General features: G+C 52.8%; 19 protein-coding genes. 10 read left to right on the top strand and 9 right to left on the bottom strand.

Annotation, left to right across the window (positions count from 1 at the left end):
- The first annotated feature begins 123 nt into the window (after positions 1-123).
- From Q4579_RS14070 to Q4579_RS14060, 3 genes are all read left to right on the top strand, one after another.
- Entirely contained in the window at positions 124-1512 is a 1389-nt protein-coding gene (locus Q4579_RS14070) for an L-cystine transporter (RefSeq protein WP_303565104.1), read from the top strand.
- Positions 1513-1865: 353 nt separating this feature from the next.
- Positions 1866-2081: a hypothetical protein gene (locus Q4579_RS14065; protein WP_303565103.1), complete on the top strand. Its 216-nt coding sequence runs from the start codon at positions 1866-1868 to the stop codon at positions 2079-2081.
- 9 nt (positions 2082-2090) lie between these two features.
- Positions 2091-3053 carry a carbon-nitrogen hydrolase family protein gene (locus Q4579_RS14060; protein WP_303565102.1) on the top strand — a complete coding sequence of 321 codons (963 nt, stop codon included), beginning with the start codon at positions 2091-2093 and terminating at the stop codon, positions 3051-3053.
- Positions 3054-3158: 105 nt separating this feature from the next.
- Here the strand turns inward: Q4579_RS14060 and Q4579_RS14055 are convergent, their stop codons facing one another.
- Positions 3159-4952: a sigma-54-dependent Fis family transcriptional regulator gene (locus Q4579_RS14055; protein ID WP_303565100.1), complete on the bottom strand. Its 1794-nt coding sequence runs from the start codon at positions 4950-4952 to the stop codon at positions 3159-3161.
- Between the two features lie 266 nt (positions 4953-5218).
- On the opposite strand from Q4579_RS14055, the gene Q4579_RS14050 reads away from it, so the two are divergent.
- Positions 5219-6739 (top strand): aldehyde dehydrogenase family protein, encoded by a 1521-nt coding sequence (locus Q4579_RS14050; RefSeq protein ID WP_303565099.1) that lies wholly within the window; start codon positions 5219-5221, stop codon positions 6737-6739.
- Between the two features lie 55 nt (positions 6740-6794).
- Here the strand turns inward: Q4579_RS14050 and kdsB are convergent, their stop codons facing one another.
- The 5 genes from kdsB to Q4579_RS14025 form a co-directional block, all read right to left on the bottom strand.
- The gene (gene kdsB, locus Q4579_RS14045; RefSeq protein ID WP_303565098.1) at positions 6795-7541 is read right to left on the bottom strand and encodes a 3-deoxy-manno-octulosonate cytidylyltransferase; all 747 of its coding nucleotides are present in this window, start codon (positions 7539-7541) and stop codon (positions 6795-6797) included.
- Positions 7541-7720 (bottom strand): Trm112 family protein, encoded by a 180-nt coding sequence (locus tag Q4579_RS14040; protein ID WP_303565096.1) that lies wholly within the window; start codon positions 7718-7720, stop codon positions 7541-7543. The genes kdsB and Q4579_RS14040 overlap by 1 nt, the downstream gene beginning before the upstream one ends.
- The gene (gene lpxK, locus Q4579_RS14035; protein WP_303565095.1) at positions 7701-8714 is read right to left on the bottom strand and encodes a tetraacyldisaccharide 4'-kinase; all 1014 of its coding nucleotides are present in this window, start codon (positions 8712-8714) and stop codon (positions 7701-7703) included. The genes Q4579_RS14040 and lpxK overlap by 20 nt, the downstream gene beginning before the upstream one ends.
- Positions 8715-8725: 11 nt before the next feature.
- Positions 8726-10483, bottom strand: a complete 1758-nt coding sequence (msbA, locus tag Q4579_RS14030; RefSeq protein WP_303565094.1) for a lipid A ABC transporter ATP-binding protein/permease MsbA — start codon at positions 10481-10483, stop codon at positions 8726-8728.
- A gap of 115 nt (positions 10484-10598) precedes the next feature.
- Positions 10599-12863, bottom strand: a complete 2265-nt coding sequence (locus tag Q4579_RS14025; protein WP_303565184.1) for a DNA internalization-related competence protein ComEC/Rec2 — start codon at positions 12861-12863, stop codon at positions 10599-10601.
- A 104-nt stretch (positions 12864-12967) separates the two neighbouring features.
- Between Q4579_RS14025 and Q4579_RS14020 the strand changes: the two genes are divergently transcribed.
- The 3 genes from Q4579_RS14020 to Q4579_RS14010 all read left to right on the top strand — a co-directional run bounded on the left by Q4579_RS14020 (position 12968) and on the right by Q4579_RS14010 (position 15005).
- Complete coding sequence (locus Q4579_RS14020; RefSeq protein ID WP_303565093.1) at positions 12968-13477, top strand: DUF2062 domain-containing protein; 510 nt, start codon at positions 12968-12970, stop codon at positions 13475-13477.
- Between the two features lie 295 nt (positions 13478-13772).
- Entirely contained in the window at positions 13773-14423 is a 651-nt protein-coding gene (locus Q4579_RS14015; RefSeq protein ID WP_303565092.1) for a GntR family transcriptional regulator, read from the top strand.
- 12 nt (positions 14424-14435) lie between these two features.
- The gene (locus Q4579_RS14010; protein ID WP_303565183.1) at positions 14436-15005 is read left to right on the top strand and encodes a dicarboxylate/amino acid:cation symporter; all 570 of its coding nucleotides are present in this window, start codon (positions 14436-14438) and stop codon (positions 15003-15005) included.
- A 67-nt stretch (positions 15006-15072) separates the two neighbouring features.
- Here Q4579_RS14010 and lolE read toward each other — a convergent pair whose 3' ends face one another.
- Genes lolE through lolC form a run of 3 tightly spaced genes read right to left on the bottom strand, consistent with a single transcriptional unit; the run spans position 15073 to position 18204 of the window.
- Positions 15073-16317: a lipoprotein-releasing ABC transporter permease subunit LolE gene (gene lolE, locus Q4579_RS14005; RefSeq protein WP_303565181.1), complete on the bottom strand. Its 1245-nt coding sequence runs from the start codon at positions 16315-16317 to the stop codon at positions 15073-15075.
- Positions 16314-17003, bottom strand: a complete 690-nt coding sequence (gene lolD, locus Q4579_RS14000; RefSeq protein WP_303565091.1) for a lipoprotein-releasing ABC transporter ATP-binding protein LolD — start codon at positions 17001-17003, stop codon at positions 16314-16316. The genes lolE and lolD overlap by 4 nt, the downstream gene beginning before the upstream one ends.
- Entirely contained in the window at positions 16996-18204 is a 1209-nt protein-coding gene (lolC, locus tag Q4579_RS13995) for a lipoprotein-releasing ABC transporter permease subunit LolC (protein ID WP_303565180.1), read from the bottom strand. Before lolC ends, lolD begins: the two co-directional genes overlap by 8 nt.
- Before the next feature lie 188 nt (positions 18205-18392).
- Here lolC and Q4579_RS13990 point away from each other — a divergent pair, with 188 nt between their 5' ends.
- Genes Q4579_RS13990 through Q4579_RS13980 form a run of 3 tightly spaced genes read left to right on the top strand, consistent with a single transcriptional unit; the run spans position 18393 to position 23272 of the window.
- Entirely contained in the window at positions 18393-18968 is a 576-nt protein-coding gene (locus tag Q4579_RS13990) for a PilZ domain-containing protein (RefSeq protein ID WP_303565090.1), read from the top strand.
- A 6-nt stretch (positions 18969-18974) separates the two neighbouring features.
- Positions 18975-22430, top strand: a complete 3456-nt coding sequence (mfd, locus tag Q4579_RS13985; RefSeq protein ID WP_303565088.1) for a transcription-repair coupling factor — start codon at positions 18975-18977, stop codon at positions 22428-22430.
- A 29-nt stretch (positions 22431-22459) separates the two neighbouring features.
- Complete coding sequence (locus Q4579_RS13980) at positions 22460-23272, top strand: peptidoglycan binding protein CsiV (protein WP_303565086.1); 813 nt, start codon at positions 22460-22462, stop codon at positions 23270-23272.
- The last annotated feature ends 14 nt before the right edge of the window (positions 23273-23286 follow it).

The raw sequence follows: 23286 nt of genomic DNA, 5'->3' as shown, positions 1-23286 counted from the left end.
GTTAAAGTTATGAGTAACCATTCCTTCCGGTCGACTGAGTCCCTATGATGCGGAAAACCTTTTCGTCAAGACAGCCTGATGCAACATAACCTTCGGGCTGCACACTTTTGAATAGAGAGAAGTATGTATCTAGTCGTGAATCTGGCGATTTTTGCGTTGCTTATCGCCCTGCTGGTGAAACAGCAACAATCTGATCAGTCACTGTCCAAACGCGTCTTTACGGGTCTCGGACTGGGGGTTGTCTTTGGTGCCGCGTTGCAGTTTTTCTATGGCGAGGGGAACGAAGCCGTTGCCGCCACCCTGAAATATGTCGGCATTGTGGGTTCTGGCTATGTCAGCCTGCTGAAGATGATCGTGATGCCACTGATCATGGTGTCTATCATTGCCGCCATCGTGAAAGTTAAAAACGCTGGGTCTCTGGGTAAAATTGCCGGTCTGAGCATCGGAATTCTGCTGGCAACCACCGCAGTGTCTGCACTGATTGGTATTCTGGTCAGCAACATGTTTGGCCTGACTGCCGAAGGGATTGTTCAGGGTGCGCGTGAAATTGCCCGCGGGGAAGCCCTGCAAAACCGTCTGGCGACCGTGGAAACCCTGTCGCTGGCTGACATGATTATTTCTTTCTTCCCGGGGAATCCGTTTGCCGATCTGGCAGGCAGTCGTCCAACTTCGACCATTGCCGTTGTGATTTTCTCTGCTTTTGTCGGGATTGCGAGTCTGACTGTGATTCGTACCCAGCCTGAATTGGGTAAGAGTCTGGAAACCTTCGTCAATGTGGCTCAGGAAGTCGTCCGGACTTTGGTTCGCATGGTTTTGGCCCTGACCCCTTACGGCGTTCTGGCTCTGATGACCAAAGTTGTGGCTGGATCGAACTATGGCGATATCCTGAACCTGCTGAACTTTGTCGTTGCTTCTTATGTGGGTCTGGGACTGATTCTGGTCATGCACCTGCTGCTGGTTGCTGGCATTGGCGTGAATCCGGTTCGTTTCCTGAAAAAGATTCTGCCGGTCCTGACCTTTGCTTTCACTTCCCGTTCAAGTGCAGGCACCCTGCCACTGAACATTGAAACTCAGGTGAAGAAACTGGGTAACGGTGAAGCGGCCTCGAACTTCTCAGCATCTTTTGGTGCGACCATGGGCCAGAACGGTTGTGCGGGTCTGTATCCTGCCATGCTGGCTGTAATGATTGCGCCAACCATAGGTATTGACCCGCTGGATCCGGGCTTTATTCTGACTCTGATTGCCATTGTGACTATCAGTTCATTCGGAATTGCCGGTGTGGGTGGCGGTGCGACCTTCGCTGCAATCATTGTGCTGTCTGCACTGGATATGCCAGTTGCTCTGGCAGGTCTGCTGATTTCCATCGAGCCGCTGATTGATATGGGCCGTACTGCAGTCAACGTAAGTGGTTCCATGACGGCAGGCACCATCACCGCCCGTGTGTTGGGTCAGGCGGATCAACGCATCTTCGACGAAGATGAAGAAATCAGTGGTGAGCGTGCAAACGCATAACCCACTACTCTCTTCATTTATCATGCATCAGCCCGGTCGAGTACCGGGCTGATTGTTTTCTGCACCACGCTGAAACACGCTCGCATTCAGCCTTACCATTCACGCGTCCATTTCCCAATTACTTCGATGCAAATTCAGAAAGGCTACTGACCTCTTCAGCAGATGATCAAGGTCTGGAATCTAAGTTTGGCGCTGGGTGCTGCCGTGTATGTAGCAAAAAAATGCCTCTCTGCACATTGACCGGTGCTTGGCGCTTTTGTTGTGGCAGGTATCCTTGCGGCAGCCATTTCCACCATCAATCGCCAATGGCTCTCTTCTGCGAGTGTCGTCGCAGAAGATGTTGTGAACTCACTGTGCAAATCCCCCATGACGTCTATCAATACAGTATTGTCGGTCATGGGCTGTTCGGATTGATCATTAATGTCATCGTCTCTGTGGTGATCAGTCAGAAAACACAACTGGTCTCGCAAGACTCAGTGACCCAGTATCACAATATGTATGCCGCGCATATGACCGACAACGTCTCGACTGACGATGAGGTCAGCGTTCGTATCGTCCCCCAAAAGTAAGGATACAGAATGAAAAATAAAACGAAGGTGGCTGTTGTCCAAGACAGCAGCGTCCCGTTTGATGCTGAAAAAACAACAGAGAAAGCCATCGCTCTGATTGCGCAATGCGCCAGCAATGGTGCTGAACTCGCCGTCTTTCCGGAAGCCTTTCTGGGCACATACCCCAAAGGGCTTACATTTGATGCGCCGATTGGGACACGCCTTCCTGAAGGAAGAGAAGACTATTCCCGATACTATGAGGGCGCAGTGACACTCGACGGTACTGAAGTCCAAAAACTGACGGATGCAGCAGCGGAACATCATATTTTTGTGGTGATGGGTGTGATAGAGCGGCTTGGTACGACCCTTTATTGCAGCGTGATATTCATCGATCCGGCTGAGGGGTTGGTAAATATCCGCAGAAAGCTCATGCCAACAGGCTCAGAACGTTTAATCTGGGGCTTTGGTGATGGCTCAACGCTGAAGGTTGTTGAAAGCAGCATCGGAAAAATTGGCGCGGTCATCTGCTGGGAAAACTACATGCCAGCGCTACGGGCCGCGATGTATGCACAAGGCGTTGAAATTTATTGTGCTCCGACCGCCGATGACAGAGAGTCCTGGCTCTCAAGTATGCGTCACATCGCCATGGAAGGGCGCTGCTTCGTTCTGAGTGCTTGCCAACACATCACTCGCGGAGAATATGGTGAACATTATCGCAGCGTCTTACACGCTGACAGCAATGACGTTGTGATGAAAGGCGGTAGTGTGGTTGTCGGCCCGCTTGGCGAAATGATTGCGGGTCCTGTATTTGATGAGAAAACAATTATCTATGCAGAACTGGATAAAGAAACCCTGATTCGGAGCAAGCTAGACTTTGATCCCGTGGGCCATTACGCACGGCCAGATGTGCTCTCGATCAATGTTGATACGACGCGTAAGTCAGCCGTCTGTTTTCACGCCTCATCATCACTGCCACATCAAAGCAGATACTGACCATGAAAGAGCGGCATGAACGTGTGTGAGAATGCCTCCACCCCATTAAGTATCTGAATCTTCAAGCCCGGTTGAATCGTCGGGCTTTTTGCCTTTGATTCTCAATCAGATCAAACCAATTTTTCGCAACCGCCGGTACAGCGTATTCCGGCTGATACCTAAAGCTTTTGCGGTGCGGGAAATATTGCCGCACTGAGCCTCATACGTTGCCAGCATGGTCTCTGAAATGGCAGCCTCTAGTTTTCCAGCTGTAGGTTCTTCGGACGGCAACGATGCCGAAGAAAAGTGGCATCGTTGGTGCTGTGGCACATGATTCAGCGTCAATTCCGACTCCCCTTCTGCCAGCGCGACGGCCACTTTCATCAGGTTATCCAGCTCACGAACATTGCCGGGCCATGCATAACATGTGAGTTGATGGGCCAGTTCGGGACAGATCGCCAGCAAGGGATCGCCGCTATGCTTTTGCAGCAGGGCCTGAATCAGCATGGGTTTATCCTGTCGGTCACGCAGCGCGGGAAGTGTCAGAACCAGCCCGTTGAGCCGGTAATACAAGTCTTCCCGGAAGCGTCCTTCTGCAACGGCCTGTGCCAAATCCTGATGAGTGGCCGCAATCACCCGGATATCAACCGGCACCGGTTGTGTGGCCCCAACGGGGACGACCTCTTTATCCTGAAGGACATGCAGCAAACGGGTTTGAGCCGACAGCGGCATCTCCGCAATTTCATCCAGAAACAATATACCCTGATGAGCCTGCCTGATTTTTCCGGGCTGTCCCTGACGGCTGGCACCGGTAAACGCGCCCGGCATATAACCAAATAATTCGGATTCAATCAGGGTCTGCGACAAAGCCCCGCAGTTCACCGCAATCAGGGGAAATTTTCGTCGGGTGCTGTTCTGGTGAAGCAGTTTCACGAACGCACCTTTCCCGACACCGGTTTCACCCAGCACCAGAACAGGGATATCTTTTTCAATCAACTTACAGGCCTGCTGCCATGCCTGTTCAATCCGCGCATCTCCGAAATGGAGCGGGCAAGAGGGAGACAAGGTTTGACGGGCTGACGATGTGCGGTGTGATGGCCGTTTTTCAGTATTGAGTCTGTGTTTCTGATAAATCAGTGGTGCAACATCTGACACCCCAGTTTCACCCTCCCCGATGAGTTCTTCCAACTGCCGTCCCAGCATCTGGTGTGCGCCTAACAGCCGCTCTGCAGCTGAGTTATGTGCCAGAATCTGTCCCTGCTCATTCGCGATCAGAATCCCCTGCCAGCCAGAATTCAGAACCGTCGAATCGCAAGCCAGATCCACCCGAACCGAGGCATCCGGTAACTGACAGAGCAATGCATTTTCAACCCACTGAACCATCTGCTGAACCAGTAACCGGGTTTGTTCGGTATGCACTTGCTGCTCACTCGTGATATCCAGAACACCAATCAAAGTCCCAGACGGGCTGAGCAATGGGCTCGCTGAGCAACTGATAAACCTGTGCTTGCGTATAAAATGCTGCGCGCCCATCACGGTAATCAACTGCTGCTCAGTCAGCGCATTACCGATCGCATTGGTGCCTTTCAAAGATTCCTGCCAGCACACGCCGGATTCGAGCGCGATACCGGTTAATCGGTTTTCAAATCTGGACTGTCCCCAGGCCTGAATGATCACGCCTTCGGCATCGCCGAGTAACAAACGGCTATTCGTGCCTGCAAAAACCTGATTAAACAAGGGCAATGCGATGGCCTCAACTGCCGCGATCATTGCGCTGGCCTGTGCTTGCCTTTCCTCTAATGCAATCCGATCTAACCGGATGTTTTCCGGCATTTGGCTTTCCCGTAAACCTGCACGCTGGCATCGGTGCCAGGAATCGGACAGCCAGTCTGAACCGGTCGCTGTAACAGAAGTTGGCATCATCAAGTGTTCCATTTTAGAACAGTGTTCCACGTACCACTGAGCAGCAATGAAACACTGATCGCGGTGATCAGTCTCAGTGCCGGAAGCAGCACTCATTCAATAATATTTGATTCATCATAGCGTTACATTTATTTAACAACAAGTCGACCCAGTTGGCCCGGGACTTGCGATGACTCCCCGAATGAACAACATGACCCAGCAGCCTATCTGACTGAAAAGTGGTCAGTTCATCACAACCAGAATCGACAAAAAAGGAAATTGCTATGATCTATGCGCAACCGGGAACGCCAGAGTCAATTGTGAAGTTTAAGTCACATTACGATAACTTTATTGGCGGAAAGTGGGTGAAGCCTGTGACCGGGCAATACTTCGACAATGTGTCACCCGTCAACGGCATGGCCTATTGTCAGGTGGCTCGTTCAGAAGCTGCGGATATCGAACTGGCGCTGGATGCCGCGCATGAAGTCCGTGCCAAATGGGCCAGCACCAGTGTGGCCGATCGTTCCAATATCCTGCTGAAAATTGCGGATCGGATTGAAGCCAACCTTGAAATGCTGGCCGTTGCTGAGTGCTGGGAGAACGGGAAACCCGTTCGGGAAACACTGGCTGCAGACCTGCCACTGGTGGTCGATCACTTCAGATACTTTGCCGGGTGTATCCGGGCGCAGGAAGGCACAGCGGCAGAGCTGGATGCCCATACTGCCAGCTATCATTTCCCTGAGCCAGTCGGCGTGGTGGGTCAGATCATTCCCTGGAACTTCCCGATGCTGATGGCAGCCTGGAAACTCGCCCCTGCCATGGCCGCGGGCTGCTGCGTGGTGCTGAAGCCCGCAGAGCAAACCCCCACTTCCATTCTGGTGCTCATGGAAACCATCGGCGATTTAATTCCTGCTGGTGTGGTGAATATCGTGAACGGGTACGGCAACGAAGCCGGTCAGGCACTGGCTACCAGCAAACGCATTGCCAAGCTGGCCTTCACAGGCTCAACGGATGTGGGTCACCACATTCTGAAATGCGCTGCAGATAACCTGATCCCTTCCACCGTAGAGCTGGGCGGCAAGTCACCGAATGTCTATTTTGAAGACATTTTCGATCACGAAGATGCTTATCTGGATAAATGTGTCGAAGGCTTGCTGCTGGCCTTCTTCAATCAGGGTGAAGTCTGCACTTGCCCGAGCCGGGTGTTGGTACAGGAATCTGTTTACGACAAATTTATTGCCAAAGTTGTCGAGCGAGCCAATACCATCAAACAAGGCAATCCGCTGGATACCTGCACTCAGGTCGGTGCACAGGCCTCTCAGGAGCAATTTGATAAGATTCTGAGCTATCTGGAAATCGGACGTCAGGAAGGGGCTGAAGTCTTACTGGGCGGTGATGCGGCTGTGCAGTCCGGAGAGATTGCATCCGGCTATTACATCGCACCCACCCTGTTGAAAGGCCATAACAAGATGCGCGTCTTTCAGGAAGAAATCTTCGGCCCTGTGATTGCGATTACGACCTTTAAAGATGAAGCCGAAGCACTGGCAATTGCCAATGACACCGAATACGGCTTGGGTGCCGGGGTGTGGACACGGGACGCCAACCGCGCTTATCGCATGGGCCGGCAAATCGAAGCGGGCCGGATCTGGGTCAACTGCTACCACGCCTACCCCGCTCATGCAGCCTTTGGCGGCTATAAGAAATCCGGGATTGGCCGTGAAACCCATAAGATGATGCTGGATCACTATCAGAACACCAAAAACCTGCTGGTGAGCTATGATGTGAATCCGCTGGGTTTCTTCTGAATTATCGGTAAAAGTGCAAACAGCCGGTCTGATGACCGGCTGCTGAATGTCGTGTTTACTGAATCAGCAAACGGACTTTTTCCAGATCTTCCGGGGTATCGACACCGGCTGGGGGGGGCTCAATCGCGACATCGACATGGATTTTCTCACCATGCCAGAGCACACGCAGTTGCTCCAACGACTCGATCTTCTCGAGCGTGCTGGGCTCCCAACGGATATAAGTGTTGATGAAACCGGCCCGGTAGGCATAAATCCCAATGTGACGCAGCAGGTTCTGATGAATCTCCTGCGGGCGTTTTGCGAAGTTATCGCGATCCCATGGAATCGATGCACGACTGAAATATAAAGCGTAGCCGTTTTTATCTGTCACCACTTTGACCGCATTGGGATTGAACACTTCATCCGCATGATCAATTTCAACCGCCAGCGTTGCCATGGGTGCATCACTCCGGGCCAGATTGTCTGCAACCTGACGAATGATACTCGGCGGAATCATGGGCTCATCGCCCTGCACATTCACAACGATTTCATCCGCGGCCAGTTGGTATTGTTCAACCACTTCCGCCAGACGTTCCGTGCCGGATTCATGATCCGCGCGCGTCATGCACACTTCACCACCAAACGCTTTCACAGCATCAGCAATGCGTTGATCATCTGTCGCGACAATCACCTGAGTAGCGCCCGCTTTACAGGCCTGCTCGTATACCCATTGGATCATCGGTTTTCCGGCGATATCAGCCAGTGGTTTGCCCGGCAGACGGGAAGACTGATAACGCGCGGGAATAATGACAGTAAATGCCATTACATCACCTCTTCTGCGCTCAGGATACGGGCTTCCGGCTCCAGCAACACAGGAATACCGTCTTGGATCGGATACGCCAGGCGATCAAACTTACAGATCAGCTCATGGTTGTCTTTGTCAAAGTGCAGCTTCCCTTTACAAACCGGGCAGGCAATGATTTCAAGCAGACGATGATCCATATTCTTCCTTCACTTTTATGATTTGATTAATGAATGCAGTGGCCTGAGGCTCTGAGAGTTTGGCATCAACCGGCAGATACCACCAGTTGGGCTGCGCGAATGACTGGCATTTCACTGCATCTTTTTCGGTCATGACCAAATGTTGGCCTTTTGCAGCCAGATCCGCCAGTTCACTGGCCTGAAAAGCCTGATGATCCGCAAATGGCTGACAGTATACCGGCTGGACATTCAGTTGTTTCAACGTGGCAAAAAATCGCGGCGGATGACCAATGCCCGCCATGGCGACCACATCCTGTAAGCTGCTGGCATCCCGTCGTTCACCCGTTACCAGATTCACCATCCGACCCGGCGACAGTTGCATGGCGATTTCTCCGGGCTTGGCGTCACCGCCGTTGCAGATCAGAAAATCCACAGAAGCCAGACGCGCACAACTTTCACGCAACGGGCCAGACGGAATCATCTGTTCGTTCCCGAACCGGCGCTTGCCGTCAATCACGACGATTTCCAGCGCTCTGTCGAGTGCATAATGCTGCAGGCCATCATCAGTGATGATCACATCTACTTCAGACTCTAAAGCCTGCACGGCCTCCGCACGTTTGGGGGCAACCACCACAGGCGCGCCTGTTCTTTTCGCGATCAGAACTGGCTCGTCACCTGCTTCTGCCGTCGTCGTTTCTGCCGTCAGCCGCAGTGGGTACTGTGCCGCCTTGCCGCCATAACCGCGGGAAACGACACCCACTCGGTAGCCTTTGGCCTGTAACTGCTCGACCAGCCAGATCACCACCGGCGTTTTACCATTCCCGCCAGCGGTAATATTCCCCACCACCACCACAGGCACAGCGGCACGGTAGGCTGGTTTTTTTCCGCTCAGATAATCACGACGCCGGGCACGGCTAATCCAGCCAAACACCTGACTCAAAGGCCAGAACACAGGCGCAAGCGCCCACCCGGCCGGGTGGCGCTCAAACCAGATTTTTTCGATCAGGTTCGCCATAAAATGCCTGCTCAGTCACCAAACTGAATGCGGTGAAGCTGTGCGTAGGCGCCGTCTTTTTCCAGCAACTTCGCATGTACACCACGCTCAATGATTTCACCTTCGTCCACCACCAGAATTTCATCGGCGTTCTCAATCGTCGACAGGCGGTGTGCGATCACCAGCACCGTTTTATCTTTCTGGAGTTCATCCAGCGCGGCCTGAATGGCCCGCTCAGATTCGGTATCCAGCGCCGAGGTTGCCTCATCCAGAATCAGGATCGGTGCATCACGCAGCAATGCCCGAGCGATCGCAATCCGCTGACGCTGACCACCGGACAGGCTCACACCGTTCTCACCGATCACGGTGTCCAGCCCCTGCTCCATGCCATTGATAAAGTCCATCGCGTAAGCCAGCTCAGCGGCTTTTTCGATGTCTTCACGGCTGAAACGATCCTCACTGGCGTAAGCGATGTTGTTCGCGATGGTGTCATTAAACAAGTGAACGTTCTGAGACACAATCGCAACCTGATCACGCAGATTCGACAAGCGATAATCGTGAATATCCCGCGCATCAATGGTGATCAGACCGGAATCAATATCGTAAAAACGGGTCAGCAGATTGGCAATGGTACTTTTCCCGGAACCGGAGCGGCCAACCAGCGCCAGTGTTTTACCCGCTGGCAGTTCAAAACTGACATTGCGCAGCGCAGGCGTCTCTTTGGTCGGATAGGTAAAGGTCACACCTTTGAATGCCACATCCCCTTTCACGCGAGCCGGCGCATGTGTACCGTGATCTTTTTCAGTTTCCAGTTCCATCAGGCCAAACAAGGTCTGGCAGGCGGCCATCCCGCGCTGGAACTGCGACGTCACATTGGTCAGGGCTTTCAGCGGACGCATCATGCCGAACATGGCACCAAAGATCAGCGCAAACGTCCCCGGCGTCAGGTCGTTGCGAAGACTCTCGGTATTTGCCAGTACCAGCACAGCGACCAGCGCCATCGATGCAATCAGCTGAATCACCGGGTTCGCAATCGCCTGAGCAGACACCAGTTTCATGGTTTGCTGACGCATGCTGTTGCTGACTTTTTCAAAGCGTTGCTGTTCGACCTGCTGACCGCCGTAGCTCAGTACCACTTTGTGGCCTTTGAGCATCTGCTCTGCCGACGAAGTCACTGAACCCATAGTGTCTTGCATGTTTTTAGAAATCTTACGGAAGCGTTTCGACACGATCCGAATACTGATCGCGACAACAGGCGCAATCACGAGCAGGATTGCCGACAACTGCCAGCTGTTCCAGAACATCATGCCCATCAGCGCAATAATGGTCGCCCCTTCACGGACCAGACTGACCAGCGCGCTGCTGGTGGCCGAGGCAACCTGCTCGGTATCGTAAGTAATACGTGACAGCAGTGAGCCCGCAGATTCTTTGTCGAAAAAGCTCACCGGCATTTTCATAAAGTGATTAAACACCTGACGACGCATGTTCATGACCACGTTCCCGGAAACCCAGGACAGGCAATACGTCGAGACAAACCCGCTGATCCCACGAACCAGCATCAGGCCCAGAAGATAAAAAGGCATCACCGCCAGAAAGTTGGATTCGACACTGTCCAGCCCTCCGAAACTTTCATCCATCAGCGGCTTAATCATTGAAAGCATCAGTGCATCGCTGGTGGCATTCACAACCAGAGCGATCACAGCGGCAACCAGCCCTGCTTTGTATAAACTGATGGATGGCCAGAGTCGTTTGAACGTATCCCAAGTGGATTGATCGTTTACTTGTGTCATGTAAAACCGATGGTTATCTGTGATTGGCGGCTATTCTACTCGTTAACTTGAGATGCACCAAGTCGGTAACTGTCTCATGACAGCCTCTTATGTTTGTTTTTTCAGCAATCTGAGCCTATCGGCAGCAATTAACAGATGAAGGTCTGAACAAAGACTGATACCAACCCCGCCGGATATCCTGCCGATACCGGACCACGTCAATCTGTCCCTGATGAATACGTAAGCGAATTTGTCCGTTTTCTGCGGTATCCAGCCAGTCGATTCCCCGCGAGATATACCGGGCTTTCACCTGCGCGGATGGCAAAGGCCACGGGCTGTATCTGCCTGTTGAGACCAGCGCATAACGCGTATCTAGAGACTGCAGCCAGGTCTGCGTTGAAGACGTCTGACTGCCATGATGCGGGACCAGTAAAATGTCTGCTTTGAGCCTGGGCTCCAGCTTTGCCAATAAAAGCTCAGAAATGGCATCAATGTCACCGGTCAGCAAAAGCGTTGTTGCTGCGTCCGGGTTCAAAAGCCGATCGCTGACTTCGACAACACAGGAATGCGGATTTCCCGCCCGCGCCACCCGCTTTGGCGGCCAAAGCACCCGAAAGCTCAGATCCTGCCAGCGCCAAGCCTGACCGCGGACACAAGGCGCAAATCTGGCCCGGTGATCGCTGCTTCGCTGCCAGTTTGGATTCAGGCGTGTGATCGCATCCTGTGCCCCACCGGCGTGGTCGGCATCTGCATGACTGAGGATCAGACCATCCAAGCGAGTGATCCCCTGCGCTCTGAGCACGGGTTCTATGACGGATAACACCATGCTGCCGCCTGGCCAGCGAATGCCGGTATCGTACAACACGGCCCGTTCATGTCGCTGAATCAGCACCGACAGCCCGTGCCCTACATCCAGCATATCAATGCGCCAGTCTTGCGGCGGTAGCACCTGCTGCTGATACCACGCCCGAATGCCGAGCAACGCAATCAATAAACTCAGTTGCAATCCCACAAACTGACGCCAAGGCAGAAACCACCAGCTCATCACTACAGCAACGGCAATCAATAACCCCGTAAACACAGTTTCTGATAACGGCCACCAGCCTCCTACAGCCAATTCCCCCAGCCACACAACCGGTGTGATTGAATGGTCCGCCCATTGCCAGAAAAGCCCGGAAAGAGAGGGAAAAGCCATCAGCGACACAGCCGCCAGCACCAAAGGCACAGTCACCAGGCTCACCCAGGGTACCGCCATCAGATTCATCAGGGGCGACAGCGGTGAAATACCGCCAAACCAGATCCACTGAAACGGCAGCATCAGTCCGAGTAAAACCAGTTGCAGCAGTACATACACCCGCAGTGTTTCCCGCCAGGCAACCGGAAGCGAATCACGCATTCCCTTTCGCCGCCGAATCCCGCCAGTATTGGCAAGATAGAGCACCAGAACCGCCCCAAACGATAACCACAACCCGGCCGAATATGAAGCCAGCGGATCCAGCAACAAACAAACCGCCAGCACGACCAGCCAGATCCGCAAGCCATCCCAGACAATGCCGCACCGAATCAGTAACAAACAAAACGCCGACATCAGCAAAGCTCTTTGTGTCGGCATGCTGAACCCGGCCAGCCAGGCATATCCGCAGGCGAGTCCAAGCGCGAGCCATAACGGGAGCCAGCCCAGCCAGTTGACCTCAGGCAACCCACCCCGTATCCGTCCCCCAAGCCACCACCCCATCGCAACCACAAGACCGATATGCAGCCCGGATATCGCCATCAGATGCGCTAAACCACTGTCCCTCAGCATCGCCCAGTCATCCTGATCCAATCCGTCACGCTCTCCAAAACTCAGTGCGATCAAATAAGCCTGATGCTTGAAACCCGCTGTCAGATTCAGTGCCTGTGCATAGAGGCGCTGTCTGAGAGAGACTGAATCCGGTGCGGACAATAACTCCCCGGACAAAACCGTTCCCGTCCCGTGAATCCCGGCGCCCAATGCATACTGCTCTGCATCAAATCCCGCAAGATTCACCCGGCCACTCGGACGCCGGACCCGCACCGTCAGTTGCCAGTCTTGTCCTTGCCTTAATTCAGGCCCTTCAGACCAGTCGAGATGTAACTGCATGTTTTCTTTGCGCAGAAGATCGCGCTCCTTCACAGACTTCACAAAGAAATGGAACCGGCTATCAAGAATATTGTGATTTATTAGGCTGCTAACCTCGCCAACTATGGTAATATTCTCGCGCTCCTGAGGCAGGCGGTTCACTGTCTGACTGTAGTCTGCAGCATGCCACCAAGCCCAGAGCCCGCCTAACGCGAATACCAGCACAAAAACGATTCGCAAGTAGAGAAATATCGCTCCACCTATAATCATGGCTGTAATCAACCATATGTAGTCTGGCATGGATGGCCAGTAGTGAAGTGACAATATTCCGAGTATTAAACCGGCTGTCATCTGGTACATCGTGACAACCCGACGCATACAGCCATCAGACAATATGACAAACGATGCCAAGACAACTTATTAAACGTTTCTTGCCCAGCCCGGAGAGGATTAAAAGCCAAAAGGCTTTGAAAGTATTCGGTACTGTGCTGCATAACCCTAACCTCTGGTGTCTGAACCGCCGCTCGGCTTCCGGCGCTTTTGCGGTTGGTCTCTTTATGGCTTACGTGCCTTTGCCAAGCCAGATGATCATGGCTGCTGGTCTGGCAATCTTGTTTGGTGTGAATCTTCCGCTGTCTGTCTCCCTTGTCTGGATCACCAACCCCATCACCATGCCGGTGATGTTTTATGCCGCGTATAAAGTTGGTGCCTGGCTCATGAACGTGCCCTATCAACCCTTTCACTTTGAATTGTCCTGGGCATTTCTTCAGGAACAAATGGGCTACATTGGACCGCCATTTTTACTCGGCTGTCTGGTCTGTGCCACGATTTGTTCACTGATTGGTTACTTTGGTATCCGGGGATTCTGGCGCTATTCCGTCGTTCGTAGCTGGAACAAACGCCGCTTTCGCTAAGTTGTCATCTCGAGCCGGCATCTTCCCGGCTCTCTCATTTCCTGTCCGGCCAATAAACTAATCTAAACGGCGCAGAAAAAAATCCATTGTTCTCTCGACAATGAACTCACTCGCAAGCCCTGTTTCTGCCACTGCAAAACCACATCAAAATCCCCGACACAAGCCTTAAGCCTGTCGTTGCACACCCTCAGTTTGCAATCACAATATTGTGCATTTATTTTGATTATCATTTGACCCATAAAAAACAACCGACTCTAGATTGAATCCCACTCAAACTGGTCTACCGGTATTCCAAATGATTTATGAACTGGATAAATCAATCGCTTATTCAAAAATCATCGCCTTAATTCAGTCCGAAGGCTGGCCGCCCGGCACCAAACTGTCCGAGCGTAAAATATCAGCAGAAATCGGCATGGACCGGGTTCCAGTTCGTGAAGCCTTAAAAGATCTGCAGCGATATGGCGTCATTGATGTCAGTCCTGCCAAAGGATCCTTCCTGCGCCGTGTCGCCCTGAAAGATCTTCAGGAAACTTACGAAATCCGGGAATTACTGGAAGTGAAAGCCGTCGAACTGGCTACAATTCACCATCCGGAAGGGAGTCTGGATCAATTCGAAACGCAGTTTCATACGTTGATCGCGGCGGTAAATCAATACAGCATTGAAGCCATTGATGAATTTTGCAGCCAGTTTCATGATTATTTGTTTCAACTGGCCGATAACCAGATTCTGGTGGAAACCTTCAAACCGTTTAAATTAAAAAATGCGCTGCTTTTTCAACTCCCGGCGCAAGCGTCATCCCACCGGTTCAACCTGAAAAAAGACATTCTGGAAGAACATCTGACAATTTTATTACTGGTGAAGGAAAGAAATACCCTGGCTTGCCGTTCATCCATGAAAGCACACTTAAATGCGGACTTTGCACTTCGCGAGAAATATTTTCAGTAAATTCCCACTGTGATGAACAATTTTCTGTTTACTTATGCGCTGATCACACGATTACAAATCAATATCGGCCCATTTGAACTCATCAAACGTTGCCATGAACAGGTGCTTTTTACGTTAGCAACCACCAGCTGTGTCGCGACACTGCCAGTCTCAATCAAAACCGCCCGGGAAAAATTCGGCGTCAGGCCGAACATTGCCAATTTCTGTATCCCGCTTGGATCGCAGATGAACAAAGATGGCAATGCTATCTTGCTCCCGATTGTGCTGATATTTACCGGAAATGCCGCTGGCATCGATTTCACCTTGATCGATCTTGCCCTCATGACGGGGTTTTCCATCCTGATGACGCTGGGCGGCGGTGGTATTCCGGGTTCAGGTATCATCAAAATTGCCGTCGTGGCTCAGGCCTTCCATCTGCCGCTTGAAATTGTCGGTATTGTCGCTGGAATTTACCGGCTGCTGGATATGGGCATCACCACACTGAATTGTTTGGGAGATGTCGTCATTGCTGCAGCGATCGATGCGGACGAGAAACGCACGGAAATGACATCGACGCTCAAAATGTCCCGGGGAAACCCCTGAATTTTCAAGGAAGGGAAGGAAAGGCAACGCCCGGCGCGTCTTGAAACACGCACCGGGCATACTCAGTTTATTTCGCGCTCAGCACCTGCGCAGGTTGCAGCGCACTGGCCCGTCGTGCCGGATACCAGGTCGCCAGTAAACTCAGGATTGTGGCCGTGATCGTGACCAACGCGACATCCTGCCACTCCAGTTGTGTCGGCAGGAAGTTGACGAAATAAATATCGCCGGACAGAAACTGATGCCCGATCAAACGCTCAATTCCCTTGGCAATGGTTGTCAGATTCAACGCAACAACCGACCCGAGCAGAGCGCCGAAGAGGCTGCCGATTAAACCCGAAAGCAATCCGTGCCAGACAAAAATCATCCGCACCAACCGATCCCCAGCGCCCATGGTTCGCAAAATCGCGATATCGGCGGCCCGATCTTTCACGGCCATCATTAACGTCGAGACAATATTGAAGCAGGCCACACCAATCACCAGCACCATGACGAGATACATGATGGTTCGAACCAGCTGAATATCGCGATACAGATAGCCGTATTTCTGCGTCCAGCTTTTCAGGTAGACATAAACCGGCAGGGTATAACCAACTTCCTTCACGATGGTCGTCGCATCCAATACCTGATCGACATTAATCGAGATCCCGGAAACCCCCTGCCCCAGAGACAGATAGTCCTGCGCATCCCCAATCGGAACCAACGCAAAGTTATGATCAATCTGCCCACCCAGCGCCAGAATGCCAGCCACCTGCAACCGAATCCGCTTCGGTGCTTTCAGTTGCTGGCCACTGTCACGATTAGGCAACATCGCCGAAATCCAGTCCCCGACCTTCACCCCCAGAACATTGGCGACCCCTTGCCCCAGAATCATTTGCTTCTGACCGGCATGCAAGTTCTGCCAGGCGTTGTCCTGAACATAACCGGGTAACGCACTGACCTGCGTTTCCTGTTGCGGATCAACACCCCGGACTTCCACGGCTTTCAACTGAGTGCCTTTTTCAAGCAACGCGGTGAACTGAACATAAGGTGCGGCGGCCTTGACGCGCGGATGCTTCTCCACGGTTTCCAGCACCGACTGCCATTCATTAAACGGCGGCCGGACTGCTTCCAGTTCGCCGTGAGGAATCACAGCCAGAACCCGGTTCTGCAACTCACGTTCAAACCCGTTCATCGCGGATAAACCAATGATGATCACTGCCACGCCGACAGCAATCCCCAAAATCGAGGAGATGGAGATGAAAGACACCATGCGATTGCGCTGTCTTGCCCGGCTGAACCGGCTTCCGATAAACAGAGACAAGGGTCGCATCAGGCCACCTCGAACGCTGCCAACTGGCCGTCTTGCATGTGCAGACAGCGATCCAGTTTTGCAGCCAGTTCATTATCATGGGTCACGACCAGAAATGCTGTACCGAAGTCCCGGTTCAGGCGGCGCATCAAATCGTAAATTTCCAGGGCTGTTTTGTGATCCAGGTTTCCCGTCGGTTCATCGGCAAGGACCAGTGCAGGCTGATTGACTAATGCCCGCGCAATGGCGACACGCTGACGCTCTCCCCCACTGAGTTCTGAAGGTCGATGGGTATAGCGATGACTCAGGCCAACCTGATCCAGGATCGCTCTGGCCTGCGCTTTGGCTTTCGCAGCCGCAACACCGCCAATCATCAATGGCATCGCAACATTTTCTTCCGCAGAAAAATCAGCCAGTAAATGATGAAACTGATACACAAAACCAATTTCCTGATTTCGGAGCCTGGCCTGTTTGTTGGCACTCATGCCATTCAGTTTTTGTCCTTTGAAGTAGACATCTCCCTTGGTCGGCGTGTCCAGTGCACCCAGCAGATGCAGCAAGGTACTTTTGCCTGAACCGGACGAACCGACAATTGCCACCAGTTCTCCCGGCGCCATCGTCAGGCTGACATCATTCAGCACCTGGGTTTCCAGTTTGGCTTCACGGTACACCTTGAACAGATTGTGGCATACCAACAACGAATCACTCATAACGCAAGGCCTCTGCTGGACGGACCGATGCCGCCCGGTAAGAAGGAAATAGGGTGGCGACTAAACTCAGGCTGATTGCCCCCAGAATAACAATGGCAACCTGTAAAGGCTTGACCTCAACCGGCAATGCCCCGCCCAGACTGGCCAGATCAACCCCGAGTACAGACAGGATCGGATTAATATAAAGGGCCAGTAAGATGCCCAGGACACCGCCGGTCAGCGCCCCGATAACCCCGCTGCTGGCTCCCTGGACGATAAATGTCAGCAGAATCTGTCCACTGGTCATGCCCTGAGTTTTGAGAATCGCGACTTCTGCTTGTTTTTCCATCACCACCATGATCAGCGCAGAAATAATGTTGAATGCAGCCACACCAACCACGAGTCCCAGCATCAGTCCCATCATGTTCTTTTCCATTTTCACGGCCTGAAACAGTTCCCCGCGTTGCTCGCGCCAGTCTGACCACTGCCAGCCGTCGGGCAACGGCGATTGCGACAGATCAGTCACACGAAACGGATCATCCAGGTAAAGACGCCAGCCCGTGAAGCTATCTCTCTGATAGCGCAGCAAGCGGCCAGCATCCTGAATATTGGTCAGCACAAGTGACTTATCGACATCCGAACCGGTGAAATAGATCCCGGAAACAATGAAATTACGCTGGCTGGGAATCCGGCCAAGCGGGGTATAGACACTGACACTGGTCACCATCAGGCGAACCTTGTCCCCGACTTTCACACCCAGTTGCTGCGCCATGCCGTTGCCCAGAATCACCCGGTAGCTGCCCGATTTCAGATCACGGAGATCGCCCTGAACCAGACTGCCTGCCAGCGGCTCATAACGCTCTGGATCAATGCCAAGCATGGAACCGGCAGATAAAGCACCCGCACTTTGCAGCACTGCTTCTGCACGGGTCAGCGGCGTCGCCTGGGTGACATGGGGTAATGCTGTCAGCGCGGAGGGCGCTTGTCCGGTATCCGTTACCGGACCGTCCGCCTGTGTGATCAGCGCCTGAGGCAACACGCCCAGAATCCGGTTTTTCAGTTGTTGTTCAAAGCCGTTCATCACAGAGATGACAATGACAAGCGCAAGAACACCGATGGTAATCCCCGCCGTCGACATACCTGAAACAAAGCGACTGAAACGATCGCCGGACCGACCTTTGAGGTAACGCAGTCCGATAAAGATTGGCAATGGATGAAACATCATTCAGTTAGGAACCATCCTGTAAACAGTGCTCGAAAGCATACCTGCTGGCGACTATGATTACCACGCAGTCAAGCAAAAGAAATGCAAAAAGAGTGGCTAAAAATCAAGCTCTTGATACCTCTAACTTGCCCGTTTGTCTGTGCTAAGTGATAATCGAAGCATAAACAACAAATCACGAGTGTGACATGAATCAGGACGAGTACTTTTCAGTCCATGCCGGGCTTACCATCAATGTTGAACCTTTACCGGAACAATTTTCGCTGCCCGACGATCAGGCATTTCTTCAGGAAATCCCACCTTTATTTCGTGTTGCCAGTGAATGTAGCGAACTGGAACACAACGCAGACAAAGTCTTGCAGCAAGAAAGTAAAAGCATGAACAGGACTCTGCTGGATTATCTGGCAGCCCAGAATAACAAAATCAATTTGCTGCTCGCTTTTGTGCTCAGGCAACAAGATGACCCAGCCTATCGTCAACTGACCGAAACCTTCGGCGCCAGCCAGCTCACCTATGTTTCTCAGCAGCCTTTAGAGACCGGCAACCAGGTCCGGCTGAAACTCTTCCTTGAAAATCCGCCCGCCGCCGTGTATTGCTATGCCGATGTGCAGGATTGTCAGCCTGTCGATGGGGATGCTTTTCAGATCACCCTGCATTACACGAGGCTGCAGGAAGAAGACCGAGATCTGCTTATTCGTGCAGCATTGCACATTCAACAGAAAATGCTGCGCCAGCGCGCGTTGCAACGAAGCGAAAAACAATAATTTGTCATGACCACACAGACTTTATTTTCTCTCCCTTTACCGGGCAAAGCGGGCGATAAGCGATTTGTCGGGAACGTGTCTGGTGCTGCGCTGGCAATTTCGATTGCCGAACTGGCCAAAAGCCATCAGGGTCCGGTGCTGGCCGTTGTGCCAGACACCCAGACAGCCCTGCGCCTTCAGCCTGAAGTCAGCCAGTTCACCCAAGTCGATGTCCATGTGTTTCCCGACTGGGAAACCCTGCCTTACGACAGCTTTTCTCCCCATCAGGATATCATTTCCGATCGATTGGCCCGGCTGTATCAGTTACCGACCCAGAACGACGGGATTCTGCTGGTCCCGGTCAGTACTCTGCTGCAACGACTGACGCCGCGCAGTTTCCTGCATCAGCATGCCCTGCTGGTCCGCAAAGGGGATCGGTTGTCACTCGAAAAGCTACGTCTTCAGTTAGAAGCCGCGGGCTATCGTCATGTCGATCAGGTCATGGAGCACGGTGAGTACGCCAGCCGTGGTTCGCTGCTCGACCTGTTTCCGATGGGGAACAATGAGCCCTATCGCATTGACTTTTTTGATGATGAAGTTGATTCCATTCGTCAGTTTGACCCGGAGTCGCAACGTTCCACCGGTGAAATCGATAACATCAATCTGCTCCCGGCCCATGAGTTTCCAACCGATGACGTGGCCGTTGAAAACTTCCGGATGCGCTGGCGGGAACGATTTGAAGCGCGCCGGGAACCGGAATCCGTCTATCAGCAAGTCAGCAAACGGACCTGGCCGGCGGGTATCGAATACTGGCAGCCTCTGTTCTTCGAACAGACCGATACCCTGTTTGATTATCTGCCGCAGGACACCCTGCTGCTGACTTTGGGTGAGCTGGAACAAGCCGCTGATCATTTCCTCAACGATGCGGCATACCGTTTCGAAGAACGACGGGTTGACCCACTGCGACCGCTCCTGCCCCCCAAAGAACTGTGGCTCACAACGGAGGAGATGTTTTCCCACTTCAAGAACCTGCCACAGGTGAAGCTGAGTAAAGTGAAAGAAGAGGAAAAAGCGGGCCGCTTTAACCCGGCGCTCTCTCCGATTCCGGCACTGACCCTGAATCATCAGTTGAAAGAGCCACTGTCCGCACTGCGCCAGTTTCAGGAAAAGTTCACGGGGAAAATCATCTTCTCCGTCGCCAGCGAAGGCCGGCGGGAAGCCCTGCTTGATCTGCTGGCACGCATTAAGCTGCGTCCCATGGTTTGCCACAGTCTGGAAGAAGCCTTGTCGGCAGCCAGCCCGTATACCCTGGTGATTGGTGCGGCGGAACAAGGCTTCATTCTGGAAGAACCGTCCGTTGCCTTCATTTGTGAAAGTGATTTACTGGGTGAACGCGTCATACAACGACGCCGCCGGGAAGAAAAGCGGACCGTCAGTTCGGACACCATCATCCGCAATCTGGCTGAGCTCAAAATCGGGCAGCCTGTTGTCCATTTAGATCACGGCATTGGCCGCTATCAAGGACTGCAAACCCTCGAAGCCGGTGGCATCACCACAGAATACGTAACACTGGAATATCAGGGCGCTGCAAAGCTCTATGTACCGGTTGCTTCTCTGCATCTTATCAGCCGCTATTCCGGCGGTGCTGAAGATGCCGCACCGATCCATAAACTGGGCGGTGAAAGCTGGCAGAAAGCCCGCCGTAAAGCCGCCGAGAAAGTCAGAGACGTGGCCGCCGAACTGCTGGATGTGTACGCCAAGCGTGAGCTCAAACCCGGCTTCAAGTTCAACCTCGACCGCGAAGCCTATGCTGATTTCTGCACCGGCTTCCCGTTCGAGGAGACACACGATCAGGCCATGGCGATCAATGCCGTGCTGTCGGATATGTGTCAGGCCAAGGCCATGGATCGCCTGGTGTGCGGTGACGTCGGCTTCGGTAAAACGGAAGTGGCGATGCGCGCCGCCTTTGTCGCCGTTGATAACAGCAAACAGGTCACCGTACTGGTGCCAACCACCCTGTTAGCTCAGCAGCATTTCGAGAACTTCCGAGACCGCTTTGCCAATACGCCGGTTCGGGTGGAAGTGCTGTCCCGCTTTAAAACCGCCAAAGAGCAGAAAAGCATTCTGGAAGATGTCAGAAATGGCAAAATTGATATCCTGATCGGCACCCACAAACTCCTGAATGCTGAAGTGAAATATCAGGATCTTGGTTTGTTGATCGTCGACGAAGAGCACCGCTTCGGCGTCCGCCAGAAGGAAAAACTGAAATCGCTGCGTGCGGATGTCGACATCCTCACACTCACGGCCACACCCATTCCGCGAACGCTGAACATGGCGATGAGCGGCATGCGGGATCTGTCGATTATCGCGACCCCACCTGCCCGCCGGCTGGCCATTAAAACCTTTGTGCGCGAACGGGATGATTTAATTGTCCGCGAAGCCGTGCTGCGTGAAATCATGCGGGGCGGTCAGGTCTATTTCCTGCACAACGATGTCGACAGCATCGAGAAAACGGCGGAAGAACTGGCGAAACTTATCCCAGAAGCACGCATCACCACCGCCCATGGTCAGATGCGTGAACGTGAATTAGAGCGCGTCATGAGTGATTTCTATCACCAGCGTTTCAATTTACTGGTGTGTACCACCATTATTGAAACCGGGATTGATGTGCCGACCGCAAACACCATTATTATGAATCGCGCCGATCATCTGGGTCTGGCTCAGTTGCATCAACTTCGGGGTCGCGTTGGCCGCTCGCATCATCAGGCTTATGCTTATCTGCTGACACCGCATCCGAAACGAATGACCAAAGATGCCGTCAAACGCCTTGAAGCCATTGCCTCGCTGGAAGATCTGGGCGCCGGATTTACGCTGGCAACCCATGACCTTGAAATTCGTGGTGCCGGTGAATTACTTGGCGATGAACAATCCGGTCAGATTCAGTCGGTCGGTTTCACCCTCTTCATGGAAATGCTGGAGCAGGCCGTGGAATCGCTGAAAGCCGGGAAAGAGCCTTCACTGGACGATTTGCTGCGCGAACAAACTGAAGTGGAACTGCGCCTGCCTGCGCTCTTACCGGATGACTACATTCCGGATATCAACACCCGTTTGTCGCTCTATAAGCGTATTGCCAGTGCCGATCAGGAATCTACCCTGGATGAACTGAAAGTCGAGTTGATCGACCGCTTCGGATTGCTGCCCGATGCGGCCACCAACCTTCTGACGCTGAATAAACTCAAGCTGAAAGCGGCAGGCTTAGGTGTGCGCCGGATTGAAGCCGGCGAGAAAGGCGGTTATTTTGAATTTACTGAAAATGCTGCAATCGACCCCGGTTTCCTGGTCGGTCTGTTACAATCGAAACCACAACAGTTCCGGATGGATGGCCCGACCAAACTCAAGGTCATTGCATCACTGACGGATCGCCGGGAACGCATCAAGTATGTTGACGGCTTCCTAACACAATTAGCTGAAAACACCCTATAATTGGCTGCATACCAGTGCGGAGTATTACCTTGAAAAATCTGATTTATTTGCTGCTGCTTGTCATCAGTCTGCCGAGTTTCGCAGCACGACAATTTGACATTGAAGTCATCATCTTCAAGCGCAACGTTAACCCGGACCAAACCGGCGAATCGTGGCCGGATCAGCCGGCCACGCTGGATTACGCCAGAACGGTTCAGCTGGTGAGTTCATCACAGTTAGCGAATCGCGGAATCACCATGATGCCTGCGAGCCGTTACGCGCTGAACAGCCAGTACCAGCGCCTGAAAGATCACGCCGGATTTACGCCACTGGCGCATTTTGGCTGGCGTCAGGGCGATCTGAACAAAGCGCAGGCCCCGACTTTCCGTCTGACGGCTGGCCGTAATTTTTCCGGCCAGTATCTGCCTGATGGGACCTCCATTGAGGAAGCTGCCCGTCGTGAACGTGACGGCCAGCCCATGACGACACCACCCAGTTTTGAACTGGCTGCAGAGACGCAAGAAACAATACCTGCACAGCCGGATCAACCGCTGTACGAGCTGGAAGGTAAGATTCAGGTCTATGTGAATCATTATCTGTTTACGAATACACAACTGGACTTGCGCGAGCCGGGTCGCCGGGAAGTCGTTGTCGGCACTGAGCTGCCGGAAGGCGGCACCACCGCATTGAGTGAAACGGTTCAATTTGGCCAGCTTCAGGAAGTGAAGAAAAAAATTGAAGTGGAAGAGTTCCTGAAAACATTCCGCTTTGATCAGCAGCGTAAAATGCGCAGCGGCGAGACCCATTATCTCGATCACCCGCTGATGGGCATGGTCGTCCAAATCCGACGTCTGGATTCATAATTGCAACCACGGGG

The sequence above is a fragment of the Photobacterium sp. 1_MG-2023 genome, assembly GCF_030547945.1.
Classification (GTDB): domain Bacteria; phylum Pseudomonadota; class Gammaproteobacteria; order Enterobacterales; family Vibrionaceae; genus Photobacterium.
This window is presented reverse-complemented; position numbering and strand designations above follow the sequence as displayed.

What these genes read in the sequence shown, in the direction of transcription:
- Q4579_RS14040 (WP_303565096.1), bottom strand. Translation starts at nt 7,720, where the DNA reads ATGGATCATCGTCTGCTTGAAATCATTGCCTGCCCGGTTTGTAAAGGG.
- msbA (WP_303565094.1), bottom strand. Translation starts at nt 10,483, where the DNA reads ATGACACAAGTAAACGATCAATCCACTTGGGATACGTTCAAACGACTC.
- Q4579_RS14020 (WP_303565093.1), top strand. Translation starts at nt 12,968, where the DNA reads ATGCCAAGACAACTTATTAAACGTTTCTTGCCCAGCCCGGAGAGGATT.
- kdsB (WP_303565098.1), bottom strand. Translation starts at nt 7,541, where the DNA reads ATGGCATTTACTGTCATTATTCCCGCGCGTTATCAGTCTTCCCGTCTG.
- lolC (WP_303565180.1), bottom strand. Translation starts at nt 18,204, where the DNA reads ATGTTTCATCCATTGCCAATCTTTATCGGACTGCGTTACCTCAAAGGT.
- Q4579_RS13990 (WP_303565090.1), top strand. Translation starts at nt 18,393, where the DNA reads ATGAATCAGGACGAGTACTTTTCAGTCCATGCCGGGCTTACCATCAAT.
- Q4579_RS14055 (WP_303565100.1), bottom strand. Translation starts at nt 4,952, where the DNA reads ATGCCAACTTCTGTTACAGCGACCGGTTCAGACTGGCTGTCCGATTCC.
- lolD (WP_303565091.1), bottom strand. Translation starts at nt 17,003, where the DNA reads ATGAGTGATTCGTTGTTGGTATGCCACAATCTGTTCAAGGTGTACCGT.
- lpxK (WP_303565095.1), bottom strand. Translation starts at nt 8,714, where the DNA reads ATGGCGAACCTGATCGAAAAAATCTGGTTTGAGCGCCACCCGGCCGGG.
- Q4579_RS14015 (WP_303565092.1), top strand. Translation starts at nt 13,773, where the DNA reads ATGATTTATGAACTGGATAAATCAATCGCTTATTCAAAAATCATCGCC.
- Q4579_RS14070 (WP_303565104.1), top strand. Translation starts at nt 124, where the DNA reads ATGTATCTAGTCGTGAATCTGGCGATTTTTGCGTTGCTTATCGCCCTG.
- Q4579_RS14050 (WP_303565099.1), top strand. Translation starts at nt 5,219, where the DNA reads ATGATCTATGCGCAACCGGGAACGCCAGAGTCAATTGTGAAGTTTAAG.
- Q4579_RS14025 (WP_303565184.1), bottom strand. Translation starts at nt 12,863, where the DNA reads ATGCCAGACTACATATGGTTGATTACAGCCATGATTATAGGTGGAGCG.
- mfd (WP_303565088.1), top strand. Translation starts at nt 18,975, where the DNA reads ATGACCACACAGACTTTATTTTCTCTCCCTTTACCGGGCAAAGCGGGC.
- Q4579_RS14010 (WP_303565183.1), top strand. Translation starts at nt 14,436, where the DNA reads ATGAACAATTTTCTGTTTACTTATGCGCTGATCACACGATTACAAATC.
- Q4579_RS14060 (WP_303565102.1), top strand. Translation starts at nt 2,091, where the DNA reads ATGAAAAATAAAACGAAGGTGGCTGTTGTCCAAGACAGCAGCGTCCCG.